General features: G+C 55.4%; 25 protein-coding genes. 20 read left to right on the top strand and 5 right to left on the bottom strand.

Annotated features, from left to right (window positions below; translation table 11 throughout):
- The first annotated feature begins 41 nt into the window (after positions 1 to 41).
- The 10 genes from K3729_07580 (at position 42) to K3729_07535 (ending at position 10,237) form a co-directional block, all read left to right on the top strand.
- Entirely contained in the window at positions 42 to 854 is an 813-nt protein-coding gene (locus tag K3729_07580; GenBank protein ID UWR00621.1) for an amino acid ABC transporter ATP-binding protein, read from the top strand.
- Between the two features lie 27 nt (positions 855 to 881).
- Positions 882 to 1,604 (top strand): transporter substrate-binding domain-containing protein, encoded by a 723-nt coding sequence (locus K3729_07575; protein ID UWR00620.1) that lies wholly within the window; start codon positions 882 to 884, stop codon positions 1,602 to 1,604.
- Between the two features lie 95 nt (positions 1,605 to 1,699).
- Positions 1,700 to 2,584 (top strand): ABC transporter permease subunit, encoded by an 885-nt coding sequence (locus K3729_07570; GenBank protein ID UWR00978.1) that lies wholly within the window; start codon positions 1,700 to 1,702, stop codon positions 2,582 to 2,584.
- Positions 2,581 to 3,387, top strand: a complete 807-nt coding sequence (locus K3729_07565; GenBank protein ID UWR00619.1) for an amino acid ABC transporter permease — start codon at positions 2,581 to 2,583, stop codon at positions 3,385 to 3,387. Before K3729_07570 ends, K3729_07565 begins: the two co-directional genes overlap by 4 nt.
- Before the next feature lie 127 nt (positions 3,388 to 3,514).
- Positions 3,515 to 4,135, top strand: a complete 621-nt coding sequence (locus K3729_07560; protein UWR00618.1) for a hypothetical protein — start codon at positions 3,515 to 3,517, stop codon at positions 4,133 to 4,135.
- A gap of 43 nt (positions 4,136 to 4,178) precedes the next feature.
- A complete protein-coding gene (locus K3729_07555) occupies positions 4,179 to 5,510 on the top strand; it encodes a glutamine synthetase family protein (protein ID UWR00617.1) in 1,332 nt (443 codons plus the stop codon).
- Between the two features lie 139 nt (positions 5,511 to 5,649).
- Positions 5,650 to 6,333, top strand: a complete 684-nt coding sequence (locus K3729_07550) for a type 1 glutamine amidotransferase (GenBank protein UWR00616.1) — start codon at positions 5,650 to 5,652, stop codon at positions 6,331 to 6,333.
- The gene (locus tag K3729_07545; protein ID UWR00615.1) at positions 6,330 to 7,682 is read left to right on the top strand and encodes a glutamine synthetase family protein; all 1,353 of its coding nucleotides are present in this window, start codon (positions 6,330 to 6,332) and stop codon (positions 7,680 to 7,682) included. The genes K3729_07550 and K3729_07545 overlap by 4 nt, the downstream gene beginning before the upstream one ends.
- A gap of 1 nt (position 7,683) precedes the next feature.
- Entirely contained in the window at positions 7,684 to 8,988 is a 1,305-nt protein-coding gene (locus K3729_07540; protein UWR00614.1) for an FAD-binding oxidoreductase, read from the top strand.
- 70 nt (positions 8,989 to 9,058) lie between these two features.
- Positions 9,059 to 10,237 (top strand): aminotransferase class I/II-fold pyridoxal phosphate-dependent enzyme, encoded by a 1,179-nt coding sequence (locus K3729_07535; protein UWR00613.1) that lies wholly within the window; start codon positions 9,059 to 9,061, stop codon positions 10,235 to 10,237.
- 41 nt (positions 10,238 to 10,278) lie between these two features.
- Here the strand turns inward: K3729_07535 and K3729_07530 are convergent, their stop codons facing one another.
- Positions 10,279 to 10,782, bottom strand: a complete 504-nt coding sequence (locus tag K3729_07530) for a YbjN domain-containing protein (protein UWR00612.1) — start codon at positions 10,780 to 10,782, stop codon at positions 10,279 to 10,281.
- Between the two features lie 196 nt (positions 10,783 to 10,978).
- Complete coding sequence (locus K3729_07525) at positions 10,979 to 11,641, bottom strand: HD domain-containing protein (protein ID UWR00611.1); 663 nt, start codon at positions 11,639 to 11,641, stop codon at positions 10,979 to 10,981.
- A 101-nt stretch (positions 11,642 to 11,742) separates the two neighbouring features.
- Between K3729_07525 and K3729_07520 the strand changes: the two genes are divergently transcribed.
- Both K3729_07520 and K3729_07515 read left to right on the top strand, forming a co-directional pair.
- Complete coding sequence (locus K3729_07520; GenBank protein ID UWR00610.1) at positions 11,743 to 12,774, top strand: M20/M25/M40 family metallo-hydrolase; 1,032 nt, start codon at positions 11,743 to 11,745, stop codon at positions 12,772 to 12,774.
- Positions 12,775 to 12,798: 24 nt separating this feature from the next.
- The gene (locus K3729_07515) at positions 12,799 to 13,566 is read left to right on the top strand and encodes a hypothetical protein (GenBank protein ID UWR00609.1); all 768 of its coding nucleotides are present in this window, start codon (positions 12,799 to 12,801) and stop codon (positions 13,564 to 13,566) included.
- 25 nt (positions 13,567 to 13,591) lie between these two features.
- On the opposite strand, the gene K3729_07510 is transcribed toward K3729_07515, so the two are convergent.
- Positions 13,592 to 13,831 carry an accessory factor UbiK family protein gene (locus tag K3729_07510; GenBank protein ID UWR00608.1) on the bottom strand — a complete coding sequence of 80 codons (240 nt, stop codon included), beginning with the start codon at positions 13,829 to 13,831 and terminating at the stop codon, positions 13,592 to 13,594.
- Between the two features lie 103 nt (positions 13,832 to 13,934).
- On the opposite strand from K3729_07510, the gene lgt reads away from it, so the two are divergent.
- The 6 genes from lgt to K3729_07480 all read left to right on the top strand — a co-directional run bounded on the left by lgt (position 13,935) and on the right by K3729_07480 (position 19,742).
- Complete coding sequence (gene lgt / locus K3729_07505; protein UWR00607.1) at positions 13,935 to 14,819, top strand: prolipoprotein diacylglyceryl transferase; 885 nt, start codon at positions 13,935 to 13,937, stop codon at positions 14,817 to 14,819.
- Positions 14,816 to 15,880, top strand: coding sequence for an SAM-dependent methyltransferase (locus K3729_07500; protein UWR00606.1), 1,065 nt, complete (start codon positions 14,816 to 14,818; stop codon positions 15,878 to 15,880). Before lgt ends, K3729_07500 begins: the two co-directional genes overlap by 4 nt.
- A complete protein-coding gene (pgeF, locus tag K3729_07495; GenBank protein UWR00605.1) occupies positions 15,870 to 16,631 on the top strand; it encodes a peptidoglycan editing factor PgeF in 762 nt (253 codons plus the stop codon). The genes K3729_07500 and pgeF overlap by 11 nt, the downstream gene beginning before the upstream one ends.
- Positions 16,632 to 16,910: 279 nt before the next feature.
- Positions 16,911 to 17,096, top strand: coding sequence for a hypothetical protein (locus K3729_07490; GenBank protein UWR00604.1), 186 nt, complete (start codon positions 16,911 to 16,913; stop codon positions 17,094 to 17,096).
- Between the two features lie 426 nt (positions 17,097 to 17,522).
- Positions 17,523 to 18,320 carry a Hint domain-containing protein gene (locus K3729_07485; GenBank protein UWR00603.1) on the top strand — a complete coding sequence of 266 codons (798 nt, stop codon included), beginning with the start codon at positions 17,523 to 17,525 and terminating at the stop codon, positions 18,318 to 18,320.
- A 249-nt stretch (positions 18,321 to 18,569) separates the two neighbouring features.
- Entirely contained in the window at positions 18,570 to 19,742 is a 1,173-nt protein-coding gene (locus K3729_07480) for a hypothetical protein (GenBank protein ID UWR00602.1), read from the top strand.
- A gap of 30 nt (positions 19,743 to 19,772) precedes the next feature.
- Here K3729_07480 and K3729_07475 read toward each other — a convergent pair whose 3' ends face one another.
- Positions 19,773 to 20,273 carry an Lrp/AsnC family transcriptional regulator gene (locus K3729_07475; protein UWR00601.1) on the bottom strand — a complete coding sequence of 167 codons (501 nt, stop codon included), beginning with the start codon at positions 20,271 to 20,273 and terminating at the stop codon, positions 19,773 to 19,775.
- A 200-nt stretch (positions 20,274 to 20,473) separates the two neighbouring features.
- Between K3729_07475 and trxB the strand changes: the two genes are divergently transcribed.
- Complete coding sequence (trxB, locus tag K3729_07470) at positions 20,474 to 21,421, top strand: thioredoxin-disulfide reductase (GenBank protein ID UWR00600.1); 948 nt, start codon at positions 20,474 to 20,476, stop codon at positions 21,419 to 21,421.
- A 201-nt stretch (positions 21,422 to 21,622) separates the two neighbouring features.
- Positions 21,623 to 23,698 carry a bifunctional sulfate adenylyltransferase/adenylylsulfate kinase gene (locus K3729_07465; protein ID UWR00599.1) on the top strand — a complete coding sequence of 692 codons (2,076 nt, stop codon included), beginning with the start codon at positions 21,623 to 21,625 and terminating at the stop codon, positions 23,696 to 23,698.
- A 74-nt stretch (positions 23,699 to 23,772) separates the two neighbouring features.
- On the opposite strand, the gene K3729_07460 is transcribed toward K3729_07465, so the two are convergent.
- Positions 23,773 to 23,997 (bottom strand): DUF1150 domain-containing protein, encoded by a 225-nt coding sequence (locus K3729_07460; protein ID UWR00598.1) that lies wholly within the window; start codon positions 23,995 to 23,997, stop codon positions 23,773 to 23,775.
- Positions 23,998 to 23,999 lie beyond the last annotated feature (2 nt).

Below are 23,999 nucleotides of genomic sequence, written 5' to 3'. Positions count from 1 at the left end.
CATCGCGCATCGTAAAGTCACGCATTGCCGAATCCTTAAAAATGCGGCCTAGTAACCGGCAAAGCAACGAAAGCGCGCGACCTGTGACATCCGAAAACGTTATTGAAATCCGTGATCTACACAAATCCTATGGCAATCTCGATGTCATCAAGGGTGTCAGCATCGCGGCCCCTGCGGGTCATGTGGTGTCACTGATCGGGTCGTCCGGATCGGGCAAATCAACACTGTTGCGTTGTGCGAACCTGCTTGAGGACAGCCAATCAGGCGACGTTCTGTTTTGCGATGAACCCGTCACATGGAAAGGCACCGGTCACAACCGCCGCCCATCTGATCAAAAGCAGATCATCCGTATTCGCACCAACCTGTCGATGGTGTTTCAGCAGTTCAATCTGTGGGCCCATATGACGATCCTGCAAAACGTGATGGAAGCACCTGTGACGGTCCTAGGTCGCGATAAGGCCGAAGTCGAAGCCAAAGCCCGCGAATACCTTGCCAAGGTTGGGATCGGCGACAAATGCGACGTGTATCCCGCGCAATTGTCTGGTGGCCAGCAGCAACGTGCCGCGATTGCGCGTGCCTTGTGTATGGAACCAAAGGCCTTGTTGTTCGATGAACCGACATCGGCGCTTGATCCTGAACTTGAACAAGAAGTTGTCAAAGTGATCAAAGACTTGGCAGCAGAAGGTCGGACAATGCTGATCGTGACCCACGACATGCGCATGGCCGCTGACGTCAGTGACCACGTCGTATTTTTGCACCAAGGTCTGATCGAAGAACAAGGACCGCCCGAGACACTTTTCAAGAATCCGCAAACGGACCGGTTGCGGGGATTTCTATCCGCGACCCAACACTAACTACTCATCAACTTTGGGAGATTTCTGATGAAAAACCTGATCCTGACGACTGCAATTGCGTCGCTCGTATCAACAATGGCGATGGCAGATGGCCACGCTGTGACACGTCTTGGCACCGAAGGCGCCTACCCTCCGTGGAACTTCATCAATGACGCCGGCGAAGTAGACGGTTTTGAGCGTGAAGTGGGCGACGAACTGTGCGCACGTGCTGAACTGACATGCGAATGGGTCACAAACGAGTGGGACAGCATCATCCCGAACCTCGTGTCCGGCAACTACGACGTGATCATCGCGGGCATGTCCATCACGGACGAGCGCGACGAAGTTATCGACTTCTCTGAAAACTATTCCCAGCCTGATCCGTCTTCATTCGTTGCAGCATCAGCTGACATCGACCTGAACTCTGCTGTGATTGCAGCACAGACAGGCACGATCCAAGCGGCACACGTTGCTGAAATGGGCGCGACCCTGCTGGAATTCGCGACACCTGACGAAACTGTTGCTGCTGTGAAGAACGGCGAAGCAGACGCTGTTCTGGCCGACGCATCCTTCCTCGCACCAGTGGCCGAAGCCGAAGCAGACCTGTCTGTTGTTGGTGAAGTCCTGTTGGGTGGCGGTGTTGCTGCTGGTGTACGCGAAAGCGACACAGAGCTACGCGACAAGCTGACAGCCGCGATCCAGTCCATGAAAGCGGACGGGTCATTGAACGCGCTGATCGAAAAGTGGGAAATCGGCGTTACTTTCGAGTAACCCTTTCCAGCGCGCTCCAGCTTCATCGTTGGGGCGCGCTTTCCCTTTCATCTACCCAAACAATTCAATTCCCTGCTGTCGACTAGGCTGAACCCATCTTTACATATTGCGCTGATCCCGCCTCGCTCGAGGGGCTGACATGGTTGTCTTGCTACCTGACCACGGGCAAGCACATGAATATGTATTGGGCATTCGGCACAGTCCTGCTGTTGCTGGCCATCACGGCCCCTATATCGCTCGCCTTCGGATTTGGCGGTGCGTCCGCTGCCCGCAGCCAGATCGCGCCACTGCGCTGGATCGGCAAAGGCTACATGTCCGTTGTGCGCGGCATCCCTGACATCGTCTTCTTCCTGTTCTTTGTGATCGCCCTTGATCAGGGGCTGGAATACCTGCGCCACAAGATCAAATGCCCCGATTGGGATGAACCGATCCGCCAAGGCAGCGACTTTATTGTTTGTCAGGCCGCGAAACTGCCGCTTGGAAATGCCCCACAATGGGTCCACGAAACCTACGGTTTTGCCCTTGCTGTGTTGACCTTTGCAATTGTTTTTGGCGCTTTCGCCGCGAACGTCCTGTTTGGCGCGATGCGCGCTGTACCACGTGGTCAGGTTGAAACCGCAGAGGCCTACGGCATGACCAACCGCCAGTCATTCTGGCGCATTATCGTCCCGCAAATGTGGGTCTACGCCCTGCCCGGCCTGTCGAACCTGTGGATGGTTCTGATCAAAGCCACCCCACTGCTGTTCCTATTGGGGGTTGAAGACATCGTTTACTGGGCCCGCGAATTGGGCGGTTCCAAAACGCCAAACTTCACCGACTACCCGCACCCCGATTGGCGCATGTGGTATTTCGGTGCGCTGCTCGTGTTTTACCTGTGCTTCACCAAAGTGTCCGAAGTCGTGCTGGACCGTATCATGGCCCGCCTGACCCGTGGCCAAGCCACAGCGGCGGGGGAAGCCCAACGGAAGGCCGCCGCATGAGTTGTTTTGAAACCATCGCGGCCTACGCTTTCCGGTCTATCGGGTATGGCGAACGTCTGTTGCCGCGCACCGATTTTACGCTGTGCCAGCAGTTTACGCTGATCGGTTCGGGCATGATCTGGAACATCTATTTCGGATTGTTGGCGCTGCTCGTGGGGTTTTGCATTGCGACACTTGTGGCGATGGGCAAAGCAAGTCCGCGCGCCATGCTGCGTAAACCAGCTGAATGGTTCATCTTCGTGTTTCGCGGATCTCCGTTATTTATCCAATTCTTCTTTGCCTATTTCTTGTTCCTATCGCTAAAGGGCGTCTATCCGATCTTTAGCCCGCTGACGTCTGCGACCTTCGGGGCGTTGGTCGTGCTGATCTTGAATACGGCTGCCTACACCGGCGAGATTTTCTACGGAGCGCTGCAGTCTATTCCCAAAGGCGACACAGAAGCCGCCGATGCTTACGGCATGACCGGCTGGCCGCGCTTCAAACGGATCATCTGGCCGACGATGCTGCGACTGGCTTGGCCCGCTTACACGAACGAAGCGATCTTCCTATTTCACGCAACGACCCTTGTGTTTTTCGCAGGTTTTCCAGCATTCCAACAACGCGGCGACGCGCTGTATTACGCGAACTACTTTGCCGACAAGACGTTTAACCCGTTCATCCCATACCCAATTCTTGCGGGCTATTTCATCTTGGTAACGCTCTGCGTGATCGGCCTATTCGGATTGATCAATGCGCGTCTGAACAGGCATCTTCCGTCCGAACGCCGGACCAAACTGAAGATAAAACCGCAGATCATTCGATAGTGCCGCAATCCGGCCATAGATGCGTCACGTTAATGCTCTGTTAACTTGGCAAATCAGGCGCATGTTGAGACTGTTTCGCTTTCTTCGCGGCATCAATATCTTGTGCGCTCTATGCGCCGTTGTGGCTATGACCCCAGCGTCCAGTCATGCTGCGACCTTTACTGGCGAATTCTTCAAGCTGGACTCCCCATCGAACAACATCAACCAAGCTATCAATGCGATTGCGTCTGCCAGTCCGACGGCTACGTTTCAAACAAGCGCAATCGACTTTCCAAATGGCAACACAAACACCAATAGCAGCAACACAACACTCGCTGCATTCCTTGGCGCTGATGCCGCATCCATTGTTGGCAACGGTTTGGCCACGATCCAGACGTCCGTGTTTCGCTTTACTGGTTTCCTTGACCTGCTTCCGGGCAATCAGTCCTTTGCGGTCGGGTCTGATGACGGGTTCCGCCTGACCATTGACGACACGCAGGTAACCCAACGCGCGCGGGCGCGCAGCTTCGCGACAACCACCCGAAACCGGAACCCCGCAGAGGGGCGCGTGGCGTTTGAGCTGATCTATTTCGAGAATTACGGCAATGCAGGCGTTGAATTCTTCATTGATGGCGCCCTCGCGAACCCCGCCCCGATCCCTGTTCCAGCTGGATTGCCATTGATAGTGACTGCGATGGCTGGGCTTGGTTTGTTGAAATGGCGGAGACGGCGCAGTTTCCCACTAGCTCAATCCCCTGACGTCCAGTAAAACAAAGGTCGGAATGCCCCTTTTGGGCTAAGGACCTAACTCCATGTCATGGCTACACGATCACCCCGAAGTCCGTAACGTCCGCTGCGGTGCAGCCGACCTGAACGGTCAAGCAAGGGGCAAACGCGTCCCCCGCCGCTTTGCTGAAAAGCTGGAAACCGAAGGTACACGTTTCCCGTTGTCCGTCCTGAACCTCGATATTTGGGGCGAAGACATCGACGATAGTCCAATGGTCTTTGAAACGGGTGATCCCGACGGATTGTTGCTGCCGACGGAACGTGGCTACGTGCCGATGCCTTGGCTGTCGGCCCCATCCGCATTGATCCCTGTTTGGATGCACGCCGAAGACGGGACACCTTACGCAGGTGATCCACGTCATGCGCTGGCGCGGGTGGTTGATCGGTACAAGGCGCTTGGCCTGACCCCCGTCGCCGCGACCGAGATGGAATTTTATCTTGTCGACGACAGTGGCCGCGAAATCAGGCAACCCATGTCGCCACGATCAGGCAAACGCCGACCGGGTGCAGAAATTCTTAGCCTGCGTGCACTTGATGCCTTCGATGATTTCTTCAACGATCTCTATGATGCCTGCGAAGCAATGGATATTCCGGCAGAGGCCGCGATTTCGGAAGCAGGTACCGGTCAGTTTGAAGTGAACCTTGAACATGTGCCTGACGCCCTAAAGGCTGCGGACGATGCGTGGCTGTTCAAAATGCTAGTGCGCGGTCTCGCTCGTAATCACGGGATGGCGGCCAGTTTCATGGCCAAGCCATACGATGATTACGCAGGCAATGGTCTACATACGCATTTCTCGGTCATTGACGCTGACGGCAACAACCTGATGGCCAATGATACGTTCGAAGGCACTGACATGCTGCACAACGCAATTGCGGGTTGCCTAAAGGGTATTCCTGACCTCGCGCTTATCTTCGCGCCGCACGGCAATTCCTATGAACGCTTGGTGCCAAACAGCCATGCCCCGACTGGTATTTGCTGGGCTTACGACAACCGCACCGCGTCCATCCGCGTCCCTGGCGGCAGCTATAAAGCGCGGCGTGTCGAGCACCGTGTCGCCGGTGGCGACGTGAACCCGTATTTGTTCCTCGCCGCCGTGCTTGGGTCCGCGTTGATCGGGATCGAAGACAACTTGAAGCCCGGCGCACCGATCACCGGCAATGCCTATGACCAAGACCTGCCTCAAGTGCCCAGCACTTGGGCCGACGCAATCGAAGCCTTTGACAAAAGCCCGATCGCGCGACGCATTTTCGACCCGCTTCTGGTCGACAATTTTGTCCTGACCAAGCGGCAGGAAATGATGAACTTTGACCAGCTCACACCCGAAGAACAACTGGACCTGTATCTCGACACGGTCTGACCCTTCTTTTGGTTACAAATATCCTGCGGGGGTCTGGGGGTGCAAACCCCCCATGCTTGGCGCGCCAAGCACATCGCCACACTTGCCCCACGACACCGCGCTGGCTAGGGTTTGCATAAGTATCCATAACAGGCACAGCATGAAAATCGGCATTCTTCAAACCGGACATTCCCCAAAAGAACTTTTGGGGGAAACGGGCAATTACGCGGACCTTTTTGTCAATCTTCTGGCAGGGCAAGACTTCGATTTCACGACCTATAGCGTCGTTGATATGGAGTTCCCCGCCAACGCAGAAGCGGCCGATGGTTGGCTGATTACGGGATCAAAACATGGCGCATATGAAGATCACCCGTTTATCGCCCCTCTCGAAACCCTGATCCGCGATATCTACGCTGCCGACCTGCCGCTTGTTGGCATTTGCTTTGGCCATCAAATCATTGCGCAGGCGCTCGGTGGGAAAGTCGAGAAATTCAAGGACGGTTGGGCCGTTGGTCGTCAGACTTACGATTGGCAAGGCGAAGAAATCCACCTGAACGCATGGCATCAGGACCAAGTGGTCACCCTCCCCGACGATGCAACCGTTTGTGCGCGCAATGACTTTTGCGAAAACGCGGCGCTGATCTATGGAAAGAAAGCGTTCACCGTTCAGGCGCATCCCGAATTTGACGGCAACTTCATCGCTGGTCTCGCGACACACCGCGGCCCCGGCGTCGTTCCTGACGCGCAACTTGATGCTGCCCGTGCGACGATTGATGCGCCGGTTCATAACGCCCGCTTGGCCCGCCAGATCGGGTCGTTCTTTAAGGAAAGGTCCATCGCATGAGCTGGATTGACGCGCTACCGAATGCTGCCAAGACTTATCTCGAAACGAACCGCTTGGATGAAGTCGAATGTGTCATCGGCGATCTGCCCGGCATTGCGCGTGGTAAGGCCGTGCCTGCCGCCAAATGGGAAAAACAACAGTTCTTCCACCTGCCGGAATCAATCTTTTTCCAGACTATTACGGGCGATTGGGGCGAAGCCGCCGGCCCTGCCGGTTTCACCGAACCGGACATGATCCTGCGCCCAGATATGTCGACCGCAACCGCAGCCCCATGGACCGAAGACGGAACCCTGCAGGTCATTCACGACGCATACCGCACGAATGGCGATCCCATCGGGTTTTCTCCGCGCAATGTTTTGAAACACGTCGTCGCGAAATATGCTGAACAAGGCTGGACCCCCGTCGTGGCCCCTGAAATGGAATTCTTTCTGGTTGCCCGCAACACTGATCCCGCCAAGAAGATTGAACCGATGGTTGGGCGTACCGGTCGCCCCGTCGCGGGACGGCAGGCCTATTCGATGTCCGCTGTTGACGACTTTGGTCCGGTTATCGACGACATTTACGAATTTGCGGAAATCCAAGGGTTCGAAATTGACGGCATTACTCAGGAAGGTGGCGCAGGCCAGCTCGAGATTAACTTGCTGCATGGCGACCCCGTGAAATTGGCCGACGAGGTGTTCTATTTCAAACGCCTGATCAAGGAAGCAGCGCTGAAACACGATTGTTTTGCGACCTTTATGGCCAAACCGATCGAGGGCGAACCGGGCAGTGCGATGCACATTCACCATTCGGTTCTTGATAGCCAAGGGCGCAATATCTTCACCGGGGCCGACGATTCCGAAACGCCTGCGTTTATGAATTTCATCGGTGGTCTGCAGAAAAACCTGCCCAATGTGGTCGCGATCATGGCCCCCTATGTGAACAGCTATCGGCGCTACGTCCGTGATCACGCCGCACCGATTAACCTTGAATGGGGCCGCGACAATCGCACCACGGGAATTCGTGTACCGCTGTCTAATCCTGCGGCGCGACGGGTCGAAAACAGGCTCGCTGGAATGGATTGCAACCCTTATCTGTGCATCGCGGCTTCATTGGCTTGCGGGTATCTGGGTATGATGAACGGAACAAAGCCGGACGAAATTTACCGCGGCGATGCCTACGACGGTGAAGACGATATTCCGCAGGGCCTGTACGCAGCGCTTGATCTGTTCGACGAAGCGACAGACATCCACGACATCATGGGCCCCGATTTTGCGCGGGTTTATTCGATCGTCAAACGGGCCGAATACAATGAGTTTCTTCAGGTGATCAGCCCGTGGGAACGCGAACATTTGCTGTTGAACGTGTAAAATGAGCGTCCTGTACCGCAACGACACCCAAGGCCAATTCCCGAACTCGTGGTACGCGGCCACGGTTGATGCGCCCCCTATACGGTCGGACCTACGCGGCGCAAACGCGGCGGACGTTTGCATCATTGGCGCAGGATACACAGGATTATCGGCGGCAAAGCTACTTGCCGAAAAAGGTCTGTCCGTCGTCGTCTTGGAAGCCCATCGCGCGGGCTTTGGCGCATCGGGCCGCAACGGCGGTCAGGTCGCGTCCGGCTACAATGCACCGCAACGCTTACTGGCGAAAAAGCTAGGGGCAGATACCGCACGCGATCTTTGGGCATTGACCCAAGAAGCGAAAGCAGACGTCGCGACGAACTGCGAAACCATCGCACCCGATGCGCAATGGAAGCCAGGCGTCGCACATGGGTGTTATTCTGCGAAAGAACGCGACGGCCATCACGCTGACGCCGCCTATTTGCAGGACACCTATGGCTACGACCAGATCAAGACGTTCACGCAATCGGAGTTTGCCGACGTTGTCGGTTCCCCTTTGTACCAAGGCGGCACGATTGATTGGGGTGCGGCCCATATTCATCCGTTGCGCTATGTGCTGGCGCTTGCCAAAGCTGCCGAAGATGCGGGCGCGGTGATCTATGAAAACAGTGCCGTACACCACATTGGCAAAGGCCCCAAAGTCACGCTGCGCACTGGCAAAGGTCATGTCACCGCCGACCATCTGATTATCGCGACCAACGGTTATATCAGCGGTCTTGAACGCAAAGTCGCGGCCACGATTATGCCCGTGAACAGCTTTATCTGTGCAACGGCCCCGTTATCCGACGCCCAAGCGGCTATTCTAAAACAGGATATCGCGGTTGAGGACAGCAAGAATGATGTGAATTACTACCGTCTTTCTGATGACAAACGCCTGCTTTTTGGTGGACGCGCGGCAGCCAGAACCACATTCCCGCAAGACATCGGCGCGATGCTGCGCCCACGTTTCACCGCGTTATTTCCGACCTTGGGTGGGATCAGTATTGATTATGCGTGGGGCGGGACATTGGGCGTTACGATTTCGGGGCTGCCCGCAATCCAACGGATCGACAACAACATTGTCTCTGCGGGTGGATATACGGGCCACGGGGTGGCACTGTCCGGCTTGTGCGGCAAGATCTTGGGCGAGGCCGTCGCAGGCCATGCATCACGGTTCGACACGCTCGCAACATTGCCGACGCCCGCCTTCCCTGGCGGCACCGCACTGGGACGTCCATTGTTGCAGATGGTGCTCGCATGGAACGGATTGCGCGAAAAACTAGGGCTTTGAGCGCGGTCATAGAATTGTCATAAGTTTCATGTTAGCTATTTCCGAAAGAGCATTTCGGAAAAGGTGAAACATGTCACAATTGCCCAACCTGACACAAGCTGAACCAATCCCCGCGGCCGCCAAGGCAGAAGTCACGCGTATCTTGGAAACCGGCGACCTGTTTCGCTACACCAACGATCAATCTCCGGTCGCGCTGCTAGAAGCGGAATTTGCCGCGAAGCTTGGCAGTACCTATGCGTTGGCCGTGTCGTCATGCTCTGCTGCTTTGTTCCTGTCGCTCAAGGCGCTTGGGCTGCCCCGCGACGCCCGTGTTCTGATCCCCGCATTCACCTTTGCGGCAGTGCCGTCATCCGTGGTGCATGCCGACTGCGTGCCCGTGCTGTGCGAATGTGGAGACAATTACCGCATCGATCTAGATGATTTCGCGGCAAAGCTGCCATCGGTCGAGGCCGTCATCATCAGCCACATGCGCGGGCATACGTCGGACATGGATGCGATCATGACGCTTTGCGACGCGGCGGGAATTCCAGTCATCGAAGATGCAGCGCATAGCCTTGGCACGACGTGGGGCGATCGGAATATCGGGACGATTGGTAAAATCGGCTGCTTCAGCTTCCAGTCCTACAAAATGCTGAACGCGGGCGAAGGCGGGATCATGATCACCGATGACGCCGAACTTGTCGCCAAAGCGATCATCATGTCCGGCGCGTATGAACATAACTGGCGAAAACATCCGGTCCTGCATGCGCCCTTCGCAACATGGCAGAACAAGCTACCGCTTTATAACTTGCGTCTGAACACGCTGTCTGCGGCTTTGATCCGGCCACAGCTGGACGCATTGGACCAGCGCGTCACAGACGGGCGGCGCAATCATGATCATGTTGCAGACCAATTGAATGCACATCCGAATTTAGCGGTCCCCGCAAAGCTTTCCCCTGAAAACCGCGCACCGGATTCAATACAGTTCAATCTTGTCGATATGACAGATGCGCAAATCGCGGATTTCCAGCGTGCTACTCAACAGGCTGGTCTGAACGTCCAAATCTTTGGGCGCTCCACGGATAACGCGCGTGCGTTTTGGAACTGGCATTTTCTTGGGGATGCACCTGAACTGCCCAAAACCCGTGCCATGCTGATGAATGCCTGCGACGTGCGGCTGCCTGCACGACTGACGCAGGCGGAATGTGATGCAGTGGCGCAGGTGCTGCTATCAGCAGCGACCCAAGCTACACAGCAAAAGGCTGCGTAACGTCGAGATGCTTCGTGATTAATGGGAGACCGCACGCGCGGTTACGCGCGTCCGTAAGCTTCAGCAATGGCGATCTGAACCGCATCTTTGGGACTACGGTCGGCCCATGTCACCAGTTGGATGGCAGGATAATAGCGTTCGCAACTCGCGACAGCGGCCCCGATCATTGTATCGATCTGTTCCGCTGATGGTGCCTGATCGCCCGCGAGCACAAGACCGTAGCGATAGACCATCATCTGTTCATCGCCCCACCACGAAAACGATCCCGCCCAGCACATGTCGTTGATCGTGTTCAGCGCTTCATAAAGCGCCGGAATACGGTTCGCCGGCGGTTCCATTTCATACGTGCAGATCAGCCGCAGCGTTTCATCGGCCGCACACCACGCCACAGTAATCGCATAGGTCCGCCACTGCGCTTCAACCGCCATCGCGATCTGGTCATCGTGGATGCGGTCAAATTGCCAGTCATGGTGTTCGGCGACGTATTCAACCAAATCAATCGGATGCAGGTCATCCGTCTCAAGATAATGCTCTGAAAGTGCCATATGTCGCGCCTCGCCTGTCTGGCAGCGGGACGTGGCAGCGACCCAACCGCTATGTGACTGCTCTAGGATCAGTATTTTTGTTTTCTGTTCCTACGACATATGGTGCTTTACGAGACCTTACCTGTAAAGCAATTTCTTGGGGATAAGTGGGACGTCGCCCAAGATACCTGTGGAGAACTCGCGATTATTCAAAAGGTTAACGCTGTTCGGCCCCGATTTCGGCCAGCAGGCCGTCCCGAAAGGTCAAAAGCGCCGCGTGCCGGTCTTGCGCCATCGCAGCACCCGTCGCGGTTTGGAACCCGTCTGCAAGCGTCAGCAGCTTGGTATCAAAATGATCAATGGCGAAGGCCTTGTCGTCCAGTTCCCGTTTTTGCGCCCTAGGATCAGCCGGATCGTACAGGCCGGACCCCATGCGCCCCGCGACGTAGAAACAGCGTGCCACGCCAATCAAGCCGATCGCGTCTAAACGGTCCGCATCTTGCAGTATCTTTGCTTCAATCGTTGTTGGCGTGACATTTGCTGAAAAGCTGTGCGCAACGATCGCGTGGGATACGCGGTCAACATCCGCTTCATCCCATTCCAGCCCCTCTAATACGCCTCGGGCCTTGTCCGCCGCCATCCGCGACCCTTGCGACCGATCTGCTGCATCCTTTTCAAGCGACACGCAGTCATGCAGCAGCGTTGCCGCACACAGCACACGACCGTCCCCACCTTCTGCCGCGTGAATGGTACGCGCGTTTGCCCAGACCCGTGCGATATGGGCAATGTCATGTGACCCATCGTCTGCGTTGTCGCAGGCATGCGGCAAAAGCTGCGCGGCCAATGCGGTGAAAGGTGCAAAGATATCAGGTGTGGTCATCGGGGCCTCTTACGGTTTGGCCGCCTGCATACCGACAACCGGCTTGCCTTCACCACCCCCGCAGCCCACATTTATAATAACCTAAAATGACGGAGCCTTTGATGAACCTCGATCTGCTGAAAACCCTGTGCGAAACCCCCGGTGTGCCCGGCAATGAACATCGCGTGCGCGACCTGATCACAGCCGAGATCGACGGGTTGTTTGACGAGGTCACAACCGATCCGATGGGGTCCCTTTTGTGCAAACGCAACGGGACTGGCGACAACCCGACGAAGATCATGTTGCTCTGCCATATGGACGAAATCGGGTTTCTGGTCAGTCATATTAGCAAAGACGGTTATCTGTACCTGAACCCTGTCGGCGGCTTTGACCCACGCAACCTGTTCTCACGCCGTGTGCGCGTTTGCACCGATGATGGCGATTACCTTGGCGTCATGAATCCAGGTGGCAAGCCTGTGCATATCGCCTCGCCCGAGGATCGCAAGAAGGTGCCGGAGGTCGGCGATTTCTTTGTTGATCTCGGGATGGGCAAGAAAGCGCACGACGTCATCAAAGTCGGCGATTTTGTCGTGATGGAAGAACCATTCATCGAAATCGGGGACAAGATCGTGTCAAAGGCACTGGATAACCGGATCGCCTGCTGGTTGGGGATCGAAGCGATGCGGGCACTTGGGGATAAAGGGCGCGGTGCAGAAATTCACGTGGCCTTTACCTGTCAGGAAGAGGTCGGCCTGCGCGGCGGCAAAACTGCGGCCTTTGCCGTGAAGCCTGATATCGGAATTGGTGTCGACACCACGCTGGCGTGCGACACGCCCGGTATTCCCGAAAAGGACGCGACAACAACGCAAGGCAAAGGGTTCGGCCTGCATGTGAGGGACAGTTCATTCATCGCGGATCGGGATTTGGTGAAACAGATCGAGGCGCTCGCGATTGCAAACGACATCCCCTTCCAGCGCACGATGCTCGCCGCCGGTGGCCAAGACGGGGCAGCAGCACAACAAGCGGCAGCCGGCGCACGGGCTGTCGGTATTGTCGTGGGTACGCGTTATATCCACACAGTGACCGAGATGATCGAAAAGGATGATCTACAGGCAGCGCTGGATATTTTGGTGGCGTATCTGGCGGAGTTTTAAGCGAAACTTATGAGGTGGGCCTAGATGCTAAACTGCACATTGCTTCAAGAAAAACCAATAGCTCGAAAGGCAGAATTCATCTTTCGAACTATTGTATTGTGTTTGGCTTTGACTAACAGTTGGGGAAGTGTGTCTGCTGAAACAACAAGCGCTACGACTTTAGAATTGACGAACGTCCCTGCCGCGCTGACACAATCAAGCCAAGACAGCCCACTCGATCAACTGGAAACAACAGAAGCTCGACTCAAAGATGCCTTGGCTGCAAATGCCATCCTTACTCAACTCAATCTGAATCTTCTCACAGCACTTGAGCGCGTTGTCACTTCTAACGAAACACTTTTAGCCGCGCGCAACGACAACTCATTGCAAAGCGCAAGGGTCAGTCTGGCTACTGTGAATGCTTTACATCGCATTAAATCTCGGACCTCAAAAGCTGCTGCCGTCAATTTTGGAAGTCTAATGGGAGAGGCTATACCACTTGCAGGGATAGCCTTCATTGTCGGCGCAACTACTTTCGAACTCGCCGCAGCTTGCGACACGATGAGCGATCTGGACCAACTACTGAATTCTTTCGACCCTGACATCGCCGAGTCGGCGGAAAGTGATGAGGTTTGTGGGTTAACTGTCCCTAGTAAAGCCGAGGTTCTGGCGACAATACGATCTTCCCCAAGAGCCGCTTGGCAAAAATCCGTAGATGCGACAGCCGGTGCCGCATCTTGGATGGGAGGGTTAGACATGCCTAGCTTCGAAAGCCTTTGGCCAAAGATTAGCGGTTGGTTGCCCGATTTTTGATACTTATAAGCACCAACCACATAGCTTACTTCGCCTCAAGCGCCGCAATACGTGCCGCGAGTGCTTCGTTTTCTTCGCGGGCCTTTTGCGCCATCGCCCGCACTGCGTCGAATTCTTCGCGGGTCACAAAGTCACGATCAGCCAACCAGCGGTCCATCATCGAACTCATTGCGTTGCCCGCTTCGTCTTTCGCGCCTTGTGCCACGCCCATGGCGTTGGTCATCAGTTGCGACAGGTCGTCTAACATTTTGTTCTTGGTTTGCATGATGCAGCTCCGCTTTTGCTTGGTTTATATATGGGCACCCGCGTGTCCAGGTGCAACCCGCCATCCCTGTTGACTTTGCCGCAGCCCAAAGCCACGTAAAGGCATGAGCAATCCGATCCCCTTCCCCGCCATATCGCCCGAGATTTTCTCGATCAATGTATTTGGATTTGAACTGGCCCTACGCTGGTACGCGATGGGGTATATCGTCGGGATCGCTATTGGCTGGCAGGTGATTGCCGCAGCCCTGCGTCGCCCACATCTGTGGCGCGGTGGCGTGGCCCCGATGGAACATAAGCAACTGGAAGACTTGCTGACCTACGTCGTGATCGGCGTGATTGGCGGGGGGCGACTGGGCTACGTTCTATTCTACAACCCTGCCCGTTTCATAGCGAACCCGCTTGAGATTCCGATGATTTGGACTGGTGGCATGTCCTTCCATGGTGGCTTTATCGGTGTTGTTATTGGCGTTTGGCTGTTCAGCTATCGCAACAAGATACCCTTTTCCGCCCTTGCAGACATCGTCTGCGTCGCCGCCACCCCTGCTATTCTGCTGGTCCGCATTGCGAATTTTATCAACGCAGAACTTTGGGGCCGTCCCACGGATCTGCCTTGGGCAGTCGCATTTCCAGGCCAAGCGGCACAAAGCTGCGCCACGGCAACGGAACTGTGTGGCCGTCACCCGTCGCAGCTCTATGAGGCCGGTCTCGAAGGATTGATCCTTGGCGCGATCCTCATGACGCTGGTGTTCGGCTTTGGCGCGCTGAAACGCCCGTGGATGATCACTGGCCTGTTTTTCGCAGGCTACGGCATTTCACGTTTCATCATCGAATTTGTCCGCCAGCCGGATGCCCAGTTCGTCACAGAAGGCAATCCGCTTGGCCTCGCGTTTCACATTGATGGATGGGGCGTGACCATGGGCCAAACCCTTTCGTTGCCGATGATCCTGATCGGCTTGACGATCTTTGTCATGGCGCGGCGGCGGTCATGACCGCACTTGCCGATCTTCTGATTGCGCGGATTGGCCAGACCGGCCCGATCACACTGGCGGACTATATGGCCGAATGCCTACTGCATCCGAAACACGGGTATTACGCCACACGCGACCCGTTTGGAACCAAGGGCGATTTCATTACGGCGCCCGAGATCAGCCAGATGTTTGGCGAAATGCTGGGGCTTTGCCTCGCGCAGGCATGGATCGATCAGGGCCAACCCACGCACTTTACGCTCGCCGAAATTGGTCCGGGCCGTGGGACGTTAATGGCGGACATGCTGCGAGCGACGAAATCAGTGCCCGGTTTCCATGATGCCGCATCGGTGCATCTGATCGAAGCATCACCCGTTTTGCGCGCCAAACAGGCCGAATTGGTCCCGCAAGCGACGTGGCACGATACGATCAGCACATTACCAGACGCGCCGCTGTTCATGGTCGCGAATGAATTTTTCGACGCGCTCCCCATCCGCCAGTTTACACGCGACGACGCGGGTTGGCGTGAACACATGGTTGGGGTGCAGGACGACACATTGACGCTAGGCCTGTCGGCCGCGGCCCCGATAGAGGCGCTGGACCACAGGCTTGACGACACCAAGGCAGGCGATTTGGTTGAACTTTGCCCTGCCTTGCCTGGTATTACGGCGCAGATCGGACAGCGGATCGCAGACCACGGCGGCGCCGCGCTGATCATCGATTACGGCGATTGGCGCAGTTTGGGCGATACGTTACAAGCCATCACAGACCACGCGCCCGTTGATCCGTTCAAAGCACCCGGCGACGCTGACCTGACCGCGCATGTGGATTTCGAAGCGATTGCGCAGGCGGCAAGCCCAGCTCAATTCACTCGCCTGACCACGCAGGGTGTTTTTCTCGAACGGCTCGGTATTACCAATCGCGCCCAATCGCTTGCACAGCATTTAACCGGTGACGGGTTAGACCAACATATCGCAGCACACCGCCGCTTGACCCACCCGTCAGAAATGGGTGAGATATTCAAAGTTATCGGGCTGCATCCAAAAGGCACCCCACCACCTGCGGGACTGACACATGACGCTTGAGATCATCACCGACGATCTGTTGGAAGGCATTCCGCACGGGTTCTTTACCCGCAAAGGCGGCGCGTCTTCAGGTGTTTATGCGGGCTTGAACTGCGGCTTTGGCAGCTCTGATCAACACGAGATCGTCGCGATCAATCGCGCGCGGGTGGCAGACGCAATGTCTGTTCCTCACGCCCATCTGATGGGCGTTCATCAAGTCCATTCAACGGATGTGGTCACGGTCAAAGAGCCCACACCGGATAAGCCCAAAGCCGACGCGCTTGTGACGAACGTACCGGGGCTCGCCCTGTCGATCCTGACTGCTGATTGCCAACCCGTCCTTTTTGCTGACCCGGTCGCAAAGGTTGTCGGTGCTGCGCATGCGGGCTGGACAGGTGCGTTGAATGGTGTGCTTGAGGCGACGTTAGACGCGATGGAAGCGCTGGGCGCTGACCGCGCGAACACCAAAGCGGTCATTGGCCCGTCAATCAGCCAAGCGGCCTACGAAGTTGGACCAGAGTTTTTCGAGACCTTTCTGGCAGAAGACCCGCTTTACGCCCGTTTCTTTGCGCAAGGCACAGGCGACAAAATGCAATTCGACCTGCCGGGCTTTGGCCTGATGCGCCTGCGTGGCTTTGGAATCGGCGATGCGGCTTGGACGCGGCACTGTACGTACGCAGACGAAGACCGATTCTACAGCTACCGGCGGACCTGTCACCGCAAAGAAGCCGACTATGGTCGACTGATTGCCGCGATTTCCTGCCCGACTTAGGCAGGAATTAGGCAATATCGCGCCAAGGTATTGCCTAATTTTGTGAAACAATTGCTCAATCTGCAGCCTGATTGTTTCCGCAGATTGAAATTACCGATAAAAAACAAAAACTTCCGGGCGTTTGGGCAATGTTAACCAACTTGCCCCATTCTAGTGGTGCGAAACACGAAACTTTTTTGAGGACGGTCAAATTCTTGCCCGCATCCTAGGACAAACTGTTCTCAGAGCAGCAACAATACAACGTTGCACGAACCAACAGATCGACACCGGAGAAAAACAATGGCTAAAGCACGCTGGATGGATGAAACGAAAACTGCAGCAAACGACTGTGAAACAAATATGCCGTGGGCCCGCGGATTGCGCCGCCAAGCGATGATCGCCCGCCGCCTTGAGACTGAAACACGTCAGAACAAAATTACCCTGCCGCCAATGCCGGCATTCATGTCCATGGACATTTCGGCCTAACGACACCTTCGGAAAGCCTGCAGCAAAAGCCCCCGCCAGGCATGGCAATCGTGGGACTTTTGTAATGCTCAGACGTCAGGCGTTCCAAACGGTGCTGTAACGGCCCGCATTCCCTCTCCCTCCCCCCGACTTCCCAAGGGTCGGTCTGTCAACCGCGTAGTCCCAAGCTGCGCGGTTGATTCGTGTTTGGACACCCGCAGGACGTGTTTGATCCGTTGATCGCCCCCGCAAATATGGCAGAGTCGTGCTCGTTTCGGCGACAATCCCGATCCCTGAAATGGGATTAACTCCGATAGCGCTGACAAATCCAAATAATTTTGACAGTGCACGCCAAAATTTGCCACATTCACTACAACGAAATTAGCAACTCTCCTCAGATGTTGTCGGTGGGGCCGACAGATGTGTGAAGAACCGAAAGGTGTTCGCATGCGCAAGACCCACCAAGCCGTCGCTGGCCTCGCGACGGAAAGTTATACCTCTCCGGCCCATAGTGGTCGGATCGCTAGTCAAGATGGGCGACTGTCCCGTGTGAAGCCTCTCATGCGGAAATATGAAGTCGCCCATCTGACACCATCTTACGACATCGAAGAATTCACGCGCATCGCACCTGCGTCGGCTGTTTTTGAAGATTGTTTTGCAGCTATCGGGCGCGGCGCGATCTTGCAGACCCAGAACGGCCCTGTCGCCGTTGAAGATCTGTTGCCGGGCGACAAAATCAAAACATCGACCAATGGTTTCCAGACGTTACGCTGGCGCGGCAGTATGACAATTGTCCCCGGTGCCCGCAATAAACGCCCCGAAATGGGCACGATGACACGCTTGACGGCTGATGCGTTAGGGTACGGTCGCCCCGGAATGGATCTGGTCTTGGGGCCATCGGCACGCATGCTGCATAAGGCGCCAGGCGTCAAAACCTTAACTGGAAGCGACGCCGCATTCGCACCGGTGCGCGACTTTATTGACGGGTCGAGCATCATCGAATTGCGCCCAATTGCACCCGTCCATTGCTACCAATTGGGTTTCGACAATCACGAACAGATCAACGTCAACGGCGTCGAACTTGAAACGCTACACCCCGGTTTGGCCCATACAGTTCAAATGCGGTCAGACATGCAGCTATTGTTTATGTCGTTGTTTCCGCACAAAGAAAGCCTTTCGGATTTTGACGTCCTGCTCCATCCGCGACTGAACCTGCGCGATCTTGATATGTTCGCTGTGGCGTAACCGATGACCCGTCTGGACCTATCATCGCCGACAACCAAGCTTACAATCCGCGTTGGAAAGCGACGCCAGCCGCGGCGCGTTCAGACGGCGCAGGCCCGCCGCATGGTCATAGCACCAGTGCACGTTGCACATAATTCGAGACCCCGCCCGCGTCTGGCCCCGACTGCGCCTTAATCTCACCACGTTTTCAAGATTGATTGTTGTTCAATTCGAAACAACCTTCTTGCCCTTGGAAACAATGTGAGCGCCATGAACGTACAAATTTTACCGACCGCCGAACAGAAAGACCAACAAGATTACCTCGCCGCGCGTGAAAGCACGCAGCAAGAACTGCTTGTATATGCAGCGAAGACATCCGGCAGGTCGGTCATCCAGATCATGCGTGACTACAAAGCAATGGCCGCATCACACAGCCGCCTGAACCTTGTTGAATATGTCCGTCATGGCCTGTTCGATGCAGATCGCCACGACGCAGAAGCGCGTGCATTGTTTATCTCGAATGACCGTCATTGGGACATGACACACACCTGCAATAATCAGGGTTGGTCCACAGTCGCCGAAGACAAGATGCTGGCTGAAACCATGCTCAAAGCGGGCGGCGTTCCTGTTCCGGAAACAGTTGCCGTCATCGACAAATCCGCGCGCGTTTACCCTGGTGTTCGCAAGATCACGACAGCTGAAGAGCTAAAGGAACTTGTGACCTTTGAACTTGGCGATGGCCTGTTTGGCAAGATTGTCGACGGTATGGTCAGCTTTGGCGCGTTTCGCATTGATCACGCTGACGCAACTCACCTGACATGCGCAGGTCAGGAACCCGTCACGTATGCGGCGTTCATGGAAAATGTTGTGGCCGACAACGCCTATGTCGTGCAGCGCAAACTGTCCAACCATCCGGATATCGCGAAGTATTGTTCATCTATCGCCACCGTGCGCATGGTGAATTTGTTGAAAGATGACGGCGTCTATGTACCGATGGCTGTGATCAAGCTCCCGCAGGGCAACAACATTGCCGACGCGTTCTGGCGGCCTGGCAATCTGGCGTCGGAAGTCGATGTTGCGACCGGCCGCATCAAGACAATCGCGCAACGCGCAGACCCTGTTGTGGCGTTTATGGACGACTATCCGGAACAATCCGGTTTGATGGGAATGACACTGCCGCATTGGGATCAGGTGATCGAGATTAATGCCAAAGCCGCAAGTCTGTTTGGCCCGATCCGTTACCAATCCACGGATATCGCGATTACGCCGACCGGTCCTGTTGTGGTTGAACTCAACTACGGCGGTGGATTTGACTTGCCACAATATGCCAGTGGTCGTGGCATGCTGACACCTGAAGTGCGCAGCTTTTTCGAAGGGTTCGGATATGATTTCGATGCGACTCAGAAAAAAGTTGGGCTGATGGGGCGCCTATTGAATCGATAAAACAACAGCGGCGGGCACGTCCCGCCGTCATTACGCCTCTTGTGCGAGCCGCTCTTCAAGGACGTCGAACGGTACACCGGGGTGATCTTTTGCACCCCGAATAACCAGCGACGTTTTCACAGAAGCCACGTTCGGCGCGCTTGTCAGTTCTTCCGTCAGGAAACGTTGAAATGACCGCAAATCAGGTGCGACGCATTTCAGAATGAAGTCCACTTCGCCGTTCAGCATGTGACATTCGCGAACCAACGGCCAGTCCTGACATTTGTCTTCAAACGCGGATAGATCAACTTCGGCCTGACTGACCAAACCAACCATCGCAAAAACCTGAACTTCGAAGCCCAATTCGCGTGGATCAACGTCCGCGTGATACCCGCGAATAAACCCCGATTCTTCGAGCGTCCTGACACGGCGCAGACAAGGTGGCGCCGAAATGCCAACGCGTTTCGCAAGCTCGACGTTGGTCATACGCCCGTCCGCCTGCAGTTCAGCCAGAATCATCCGATCGATATCGTCTAGTTTTTGACCCGGCATGCCTATTTCCCTTGCTGTATTGTTGATTCCTACGTCAGACCAAGCGACTGCGCAACAATGTTTCACATAGTTAAAAGAAAATGTCGCCAACATTCTGCGTGTCGAAATGAAGTGCCGTCAAACACATCACCGTATCACGGGCTTTTAACACAGGCCCTGCACGACTATATCGGGTCAAAGATTCCTTGAAAGGCTGCCCCATGTCCGACACGCGTCACACCAAAGTTTTGATCATCGGCTCCGGCCCGTCCGGCTACACCGCTGGCGTTTATGCGTCCCGCGCAATGTTGGAACCCATCTTGGTGCAAGGCATCGAACCGGGCGGTCAGCTGACCACGACAACCGAAGTCGAAAACTGGCCGGGCGACACGCAGGTACAGGGCCCCGACCTGATGGTCCGCATGGAAGCCCACGCGCGCGAAATGGGCTGTGAGATCGTCGGCGACATCATCACGTCGCTCGATCTGTCCAAACGTCCGTTTACGGCCACAGCGGACAGCGGCACTGTGTTCACGGCTGATGCGGTGATCCTTTGCACCGGTGCCCGCGCAAAATGGCTGGGCTTGCCATCAGAAGAGAAATTCAAAGGCTTCGGCGTATCGGCTTGTGCGACCTGCGACGGCTTCTTCTATCGCGGGCAGGAAATCGTCGTTGTCGGCGGCGGGAACACGGCTGTTGAAGAGGCACTTTTCCTCACCAACTTCGCATCCAAGGTCACACTGGTCCACCGCCGCGACGAATTGCGCGCCGAGAAAATCCTGATCGATCGCTTGATGAAGAACCCAAAGATCGAACCGCTGTGGTTCCACGAGGTCGACGAAGTCACCGGCACCGAAAGCCCGCTGGGCGTCGAAGCTGTGCGCGTCCGTCAAACAAAAACAGGTGAAATCACGGAAATTCCGGCGAAAGGGATTTTCATCGCAATCGGCCACGCCCCCGCGTCCGAATTGGTCAAAGACCAGTTGGAACTGCATTCAGGCGGCTACGTAAAAGTCGAAGCAGGCAGCACACGCACCGCCATTCCGGGTGTATTCGCAGCAGGCGACCTGACCGATCACATCTATCGTCAGGCTGTTACGTCTGCTGGCATGGGCTGCATGGCAGCGCTGGACGCGGAAAAATTCATTGCTGAAATGGACGACGCGTAAGCATACCCCTCAATACAGACCAAGATTGACTGCCGACGTGTGCAAACGCGTCGGCGTTTTCGTATTTCGACCACAATTTCGTTGTAGCGACACAACATATTAACCGATCTCCCATATTTTCGGCCGCACAAAAGTTTGTTCTAGCCTGAACACACTTTTCGTGACATACGTTCACGCGTGAACAAACCCTGAGTCGTGAGTATGCCGTTGCCAACCCTGAAACGCAGTGATGAAGACGAAGACCACCTCTTCCGTCTTCTTCGTCAGCTAGATGTCGCACCTGATGCGTCACAGCGGGCGCTGGCTGCTGCTTTGGATATATCATTGGGCCGGCTCAACGCACAACTACGTGCTGCGACTGATGCGGGTCTGATCAAACTCACCGACACCGACAGCACCGACAAACGCAAACGCGTCGCCTATGCGATCACGACCCGCGGCGCGTCTGAAAAGAACCGTCTCACGGATAGGTTCTTGAAACGCAAATTCGCCGAATACGACAAAATTCATGCCGAACTCACTGGCACCACTTCTGGATTTAATCCTCTGAAAAATAGGACAAATTTTATGGCCGATACGCTCGCCCCAATCCCAGAGCTCTATGTTTCTTACGACTCAGCCCAAAAGCTGAAAATGGAAGCAGCAGATCTCGCATCCCACGACCTGACACCGCGCCAGATCTGCGATCTCGAATTGCTGATGAACGGTGGCTTCAACCCACTGAAGGGCTTCTTGTCCGAAGAAGATTACGACGGTGTTGTCGAAAACATGCGTCTGGCAGACGGCCAGCTGTGGCCAATGCCGATCACATTGGACGTGTCCGAAAAGGAAGCCGACACCATCGAAGTTGGTCAGGACATCGCCCTGCGCGACCAAGAAGGCGTGATCCTCGCGACCATGACGGTCACTGACAAGTGGACACCAAACAAAGCACGCGAAGCTGAAAAAGTGTTCGGTGCCGACGATAGCGCCCACCCTGCCGTGAACTACCTGCACAACCAAGCGGGCAACGTCTACCTCGGCGGTCCTGTAACAGGTATCCAGCAGCCAGTGCACTACGATTTCCGCGCCCGTCGCGACACACCTAATGAGCTGCGCGCTTATTTCCGCAAAATGGGCTGGCGCAAAGTTGTTGCGTTCCAAACACGTAACCCGCTGCACCGCGCCCACCAAGAACTGACCTTCCGCGCCGCTAAAGAAGCGCAGGCCAACCTGTTGATCCACCCAATCGTTGGCCTGACAAAACCGGGCGACATTGATCACTTCACGCGTGTGCGCTGCTACGAAGCGGTTCTGGATCAATACCCGGCCTCTACTACAGCGATGTCCCTACTGAACCTCGCTATGCGTATGGCTGGTCCACGCGAAGCTGTTTGGCACGGCCTGATCCGTAAGAACCACGGCTGCACCCACTTCATCGTTGGTCGTGACCATGCGGGCCCAGGCAACAACAGCCAAGGCGAAGATTTCTACGGTCCATACGATGCGCAGGACTTGTTCCGCGAGCATCAGGAAGAAATGGGCATCGAAATGGTCGACTTTAAGCACATGGTATATGTGCAGGATCGCGCCCAATACGAACCTGCTGACGAAATCGAAGATAAAGAAAACGTGACTGTTCTGAACATCTCAGGCACCGAATTGCGCCGTCGTTTGGCTGAAGGTCTGGAAATTCCTGAATGGTTCTCTTTCCCATCCGTTGTGGAAGAGTTGCGCAAATCCCGTCCGCCACGGGCACAGCAAGGCTTCACCGTGTTCTTCACGGGCTTCTCCGGCTCCGGTAAATCCACAATCGCCAACGCGCTGATGGTGAAATTGATGGAAATGGGCGGCCGTCCGGTGACGCTTCTTGACGGTGATATCGTCCGTAAGAACCTGTCGTCCGAATTGGGCTTCTCAAAAGAACACCGCGATCTGAACATCCGCCGGATCGGTTATGTCGCATCTGAGATCACCAAAAACGGTGGTATCGCGATCTGTGCGCCAATCGCGCCGTATGCGACAACACGTCGTGCTGTGCGTGAAGATATCGAACAATTCGGTGCTTTCATCGAAGTCCACGTCGCGACATCCATCGAGGAATGCGAACGCCGTGACCGCAAGGGTCTGTACAAGCTGGCCCGCGAAGGCAAGATCAAGGAATTCACAGGGATTTCAGATCCATATGATGTTCCAGAGAACGCTGAATTGGTCATCGAAACTGAAAGCGTCGAAGTTGATAACTGCGCGCATCAGGTGATCCTGAAGCTGGAATCAATGGGTCTGATCAAAGGGTAATTCCGACGGTAGTCCAGAAGAAAGCCCCGGCGTGATCATCACGTCGGGGCTTTACGTTCAAAAACCGAAAAGATTTAATGAAGGGTCATCGGGACCAAATCATTCGCTTTTGCCAGATGTACGGCCAGTTGCCGGTTGGCCGCGACGGCAAGCTGCGCACCATTTGCATCATGCAATGCAAACACGCTGTCGCTTTCTAACGCATCAAGGTTAATGTCAGCTGGCACTTCGCTCGCCATGACTTCTTTGATGTAGACGATATTGCTGTCGTTCTTGGCAGCCTCGTATTTGTCGTTCATGT

It is taken from the genome of Rhodobacteraceae bacterium S2214, from assembly GCA_025141675.1.
GTDB lineage: Bacteria > Pseudomonadota > Alphaproteobacteria > Rhodobacterales > Rhodobacteraceae > Yoonia.
Note: the sequence above shows the minus strand (reverse complement) of the source record. Positions and strands in the feature narration are given on the sequence as shown.

What these genes read in the sequence shown, in the direction of transcription:
- K3729_07580 (UWR00621.1), top strand. Translation starts at nt 42, where the DNA reads ATGCGGCCTAGTAACCGGCAAAGCAACGAAAGCGCGCGACCTGTGACA.
- K3729_07575 (UWR00620.1), top strand. Translation starts at nt 882, where the DNA reads ATGAAAAACCTGATCCTGACGACTGCAATTGCGTCGCTCGTATCAACA.
- K3729_07565 (UWR00619.1), top strand. Translation starts at nt 2,581, where the DNA reads ATGAGTTGTTTTGAAACCATCGCGGCCTACGCTTTCCGGTCTATCGGG.
- K3729_07560 (UWR00618.1), top strand. Translation starts at nt 3,515, where the DNA reads ATGACCCCAGCGTCCAGTCATGCTGCGACCTTTACTGGCGAATTCTTC.
- K3729_07555 (UWR00617.1), top strand. Translation starts at nt 4,179, where the DNA reads ATGTCATGGCTACACGATCACCCCGAAGTCCGTAACGTCCGCTGCGGT.
- K3729_07550 (UWR00616.1), top strand. Translation starts at nt 5,650, where the DNA reads ATGAAAATCGGCATTCTTCAAACCGGACATTCCCCAAAAGAACTTTTG.
- K3729_07545 (UWR00615.1), top strand. Translation starts at nt 6,330, where the DNA reads ATGAGCTGGATTGACGCGCTACCGAATGCTGCCAAGACTTATCTCGAA.
- K3729_07540 (UWR00614.1), top strand. Translation starts at nt 7,684, where the DNA reads ATGAGCGTCCTGTACCGCAACGACACCCAAGGCCAATTCCCGAACTCG.
- K3729_07535 (UWR00613.1), top strand. Translation starts at nt 9,059, where the DNA reads ATGTCACAATTGCCCAACCTGACACAAGCTGAACCAATCCCCGCGGCC.
- K3729_07530 (UWR00612.1), bottom strand. Translation starts at nt 10,782, where the DNA reads ATGGCACTTTCAGAGCATTATCTTGAGACGGATGACCTGCATCCGATT.
- K3729_07525 (UWR00611.1), bottom strand. Translation starts at nt 11,641, where the DNA reads ATGACCACACCTGATATCTTTGCACCTTTCACCGCATTGGCCGCGCAG.
- K3729_07520 (UWR00610.1), top strand. Translation starts at nt 11,743, where the DNA reads ATGAACCTCGATCTGCTGAAAACCCTGTGCGAAACCCCCGGTGTGCCC.
- K3729_07515 (UWR00609.1), top strand. Translation starts at nt 12,799, where the DNA reads ATGCTAAACTGCACATTGCTTCAAGAAAAACCAATAGCTCGAAAGGCA.
- K3729_07510 (UWR00608.1), bottom strand. Translation starts at nt 13,831, where the DNA reads ATGCAAACCAAGAACAAAATGTTAGACGACCTGTCGCAACTGATGACC.
- lgt (UWR00607.1), top strand. Translation starts at nt 13,935, where the DNA reads ATGAGCAATCCGATCCCCTTCCCCGCCATATCGCCCGAGATTTTCTCG.
- K3729_07500 (UWR00606.1), top strand. Translation starts at nt 14,816, where the DNA reads ATGACCGCACTTGCCGATCTTCTGATTGCGCGGATTGGCCAGACCGGC.
- pgeF (UWR00605.1), top strand. Translation starts at nt 15,870, where the DNA reads ATGACGCTTGAGATCATCACCGACGATCTGTTGGAAGGCATTCCGCAC.
- K3729_07490 (UWR00604.1), top strand. Translation starts at nt 16,911, where the DNA reads ATGGCTAAAGCACGCTGGATGGATGAAACGAAAACTGCAGCAAACGAC.
- K3729_07485 (UWR00603.1), top strand. Translation starts at nt 17,523, where the DNA reads ATGCGCAAGACCCACCAAGCCGTCGCTGGCCTCGCGACGGAAAGTTAT.
- K3729_07480 (UWR00602.1), top strand. Translation starts at nt 18,570, where the DNA reads ATGAACGTACAAATTTTACCGACCGCCGAACAGAAAGACCAACAAGAT.
- K3729_07475 (UWR00601.1), bottom strand. Translation starts at nt 20,273, where the DNA reads ATGCCGGGTCAAAAACTAGACGATATCGATCGGATGATTCTGGCTGAA.
- trxB (UWR00600.1), top strand. Translation starts at nt 20,474, where the DNA reads ATGTCCGACACGCGTCACACCAAAGTTTTGATCATCGGCTCCGGCCCG.
- K3729_07465 (UWR00599.1), top strand. Translation starts at nt 21,623, where the DNA reads ATGCCGTTGCCAACCCTGAAACGCAGTGATGAAGACGAAGACCACCTC.
- K3729_07460 (UWR00598.1), bottom strand. Translation starts at nt 23,997, where the DNA reads ATGAACGACAAATACGAGGCTGCCAAGAACGACAGCAATATCGTCTAC.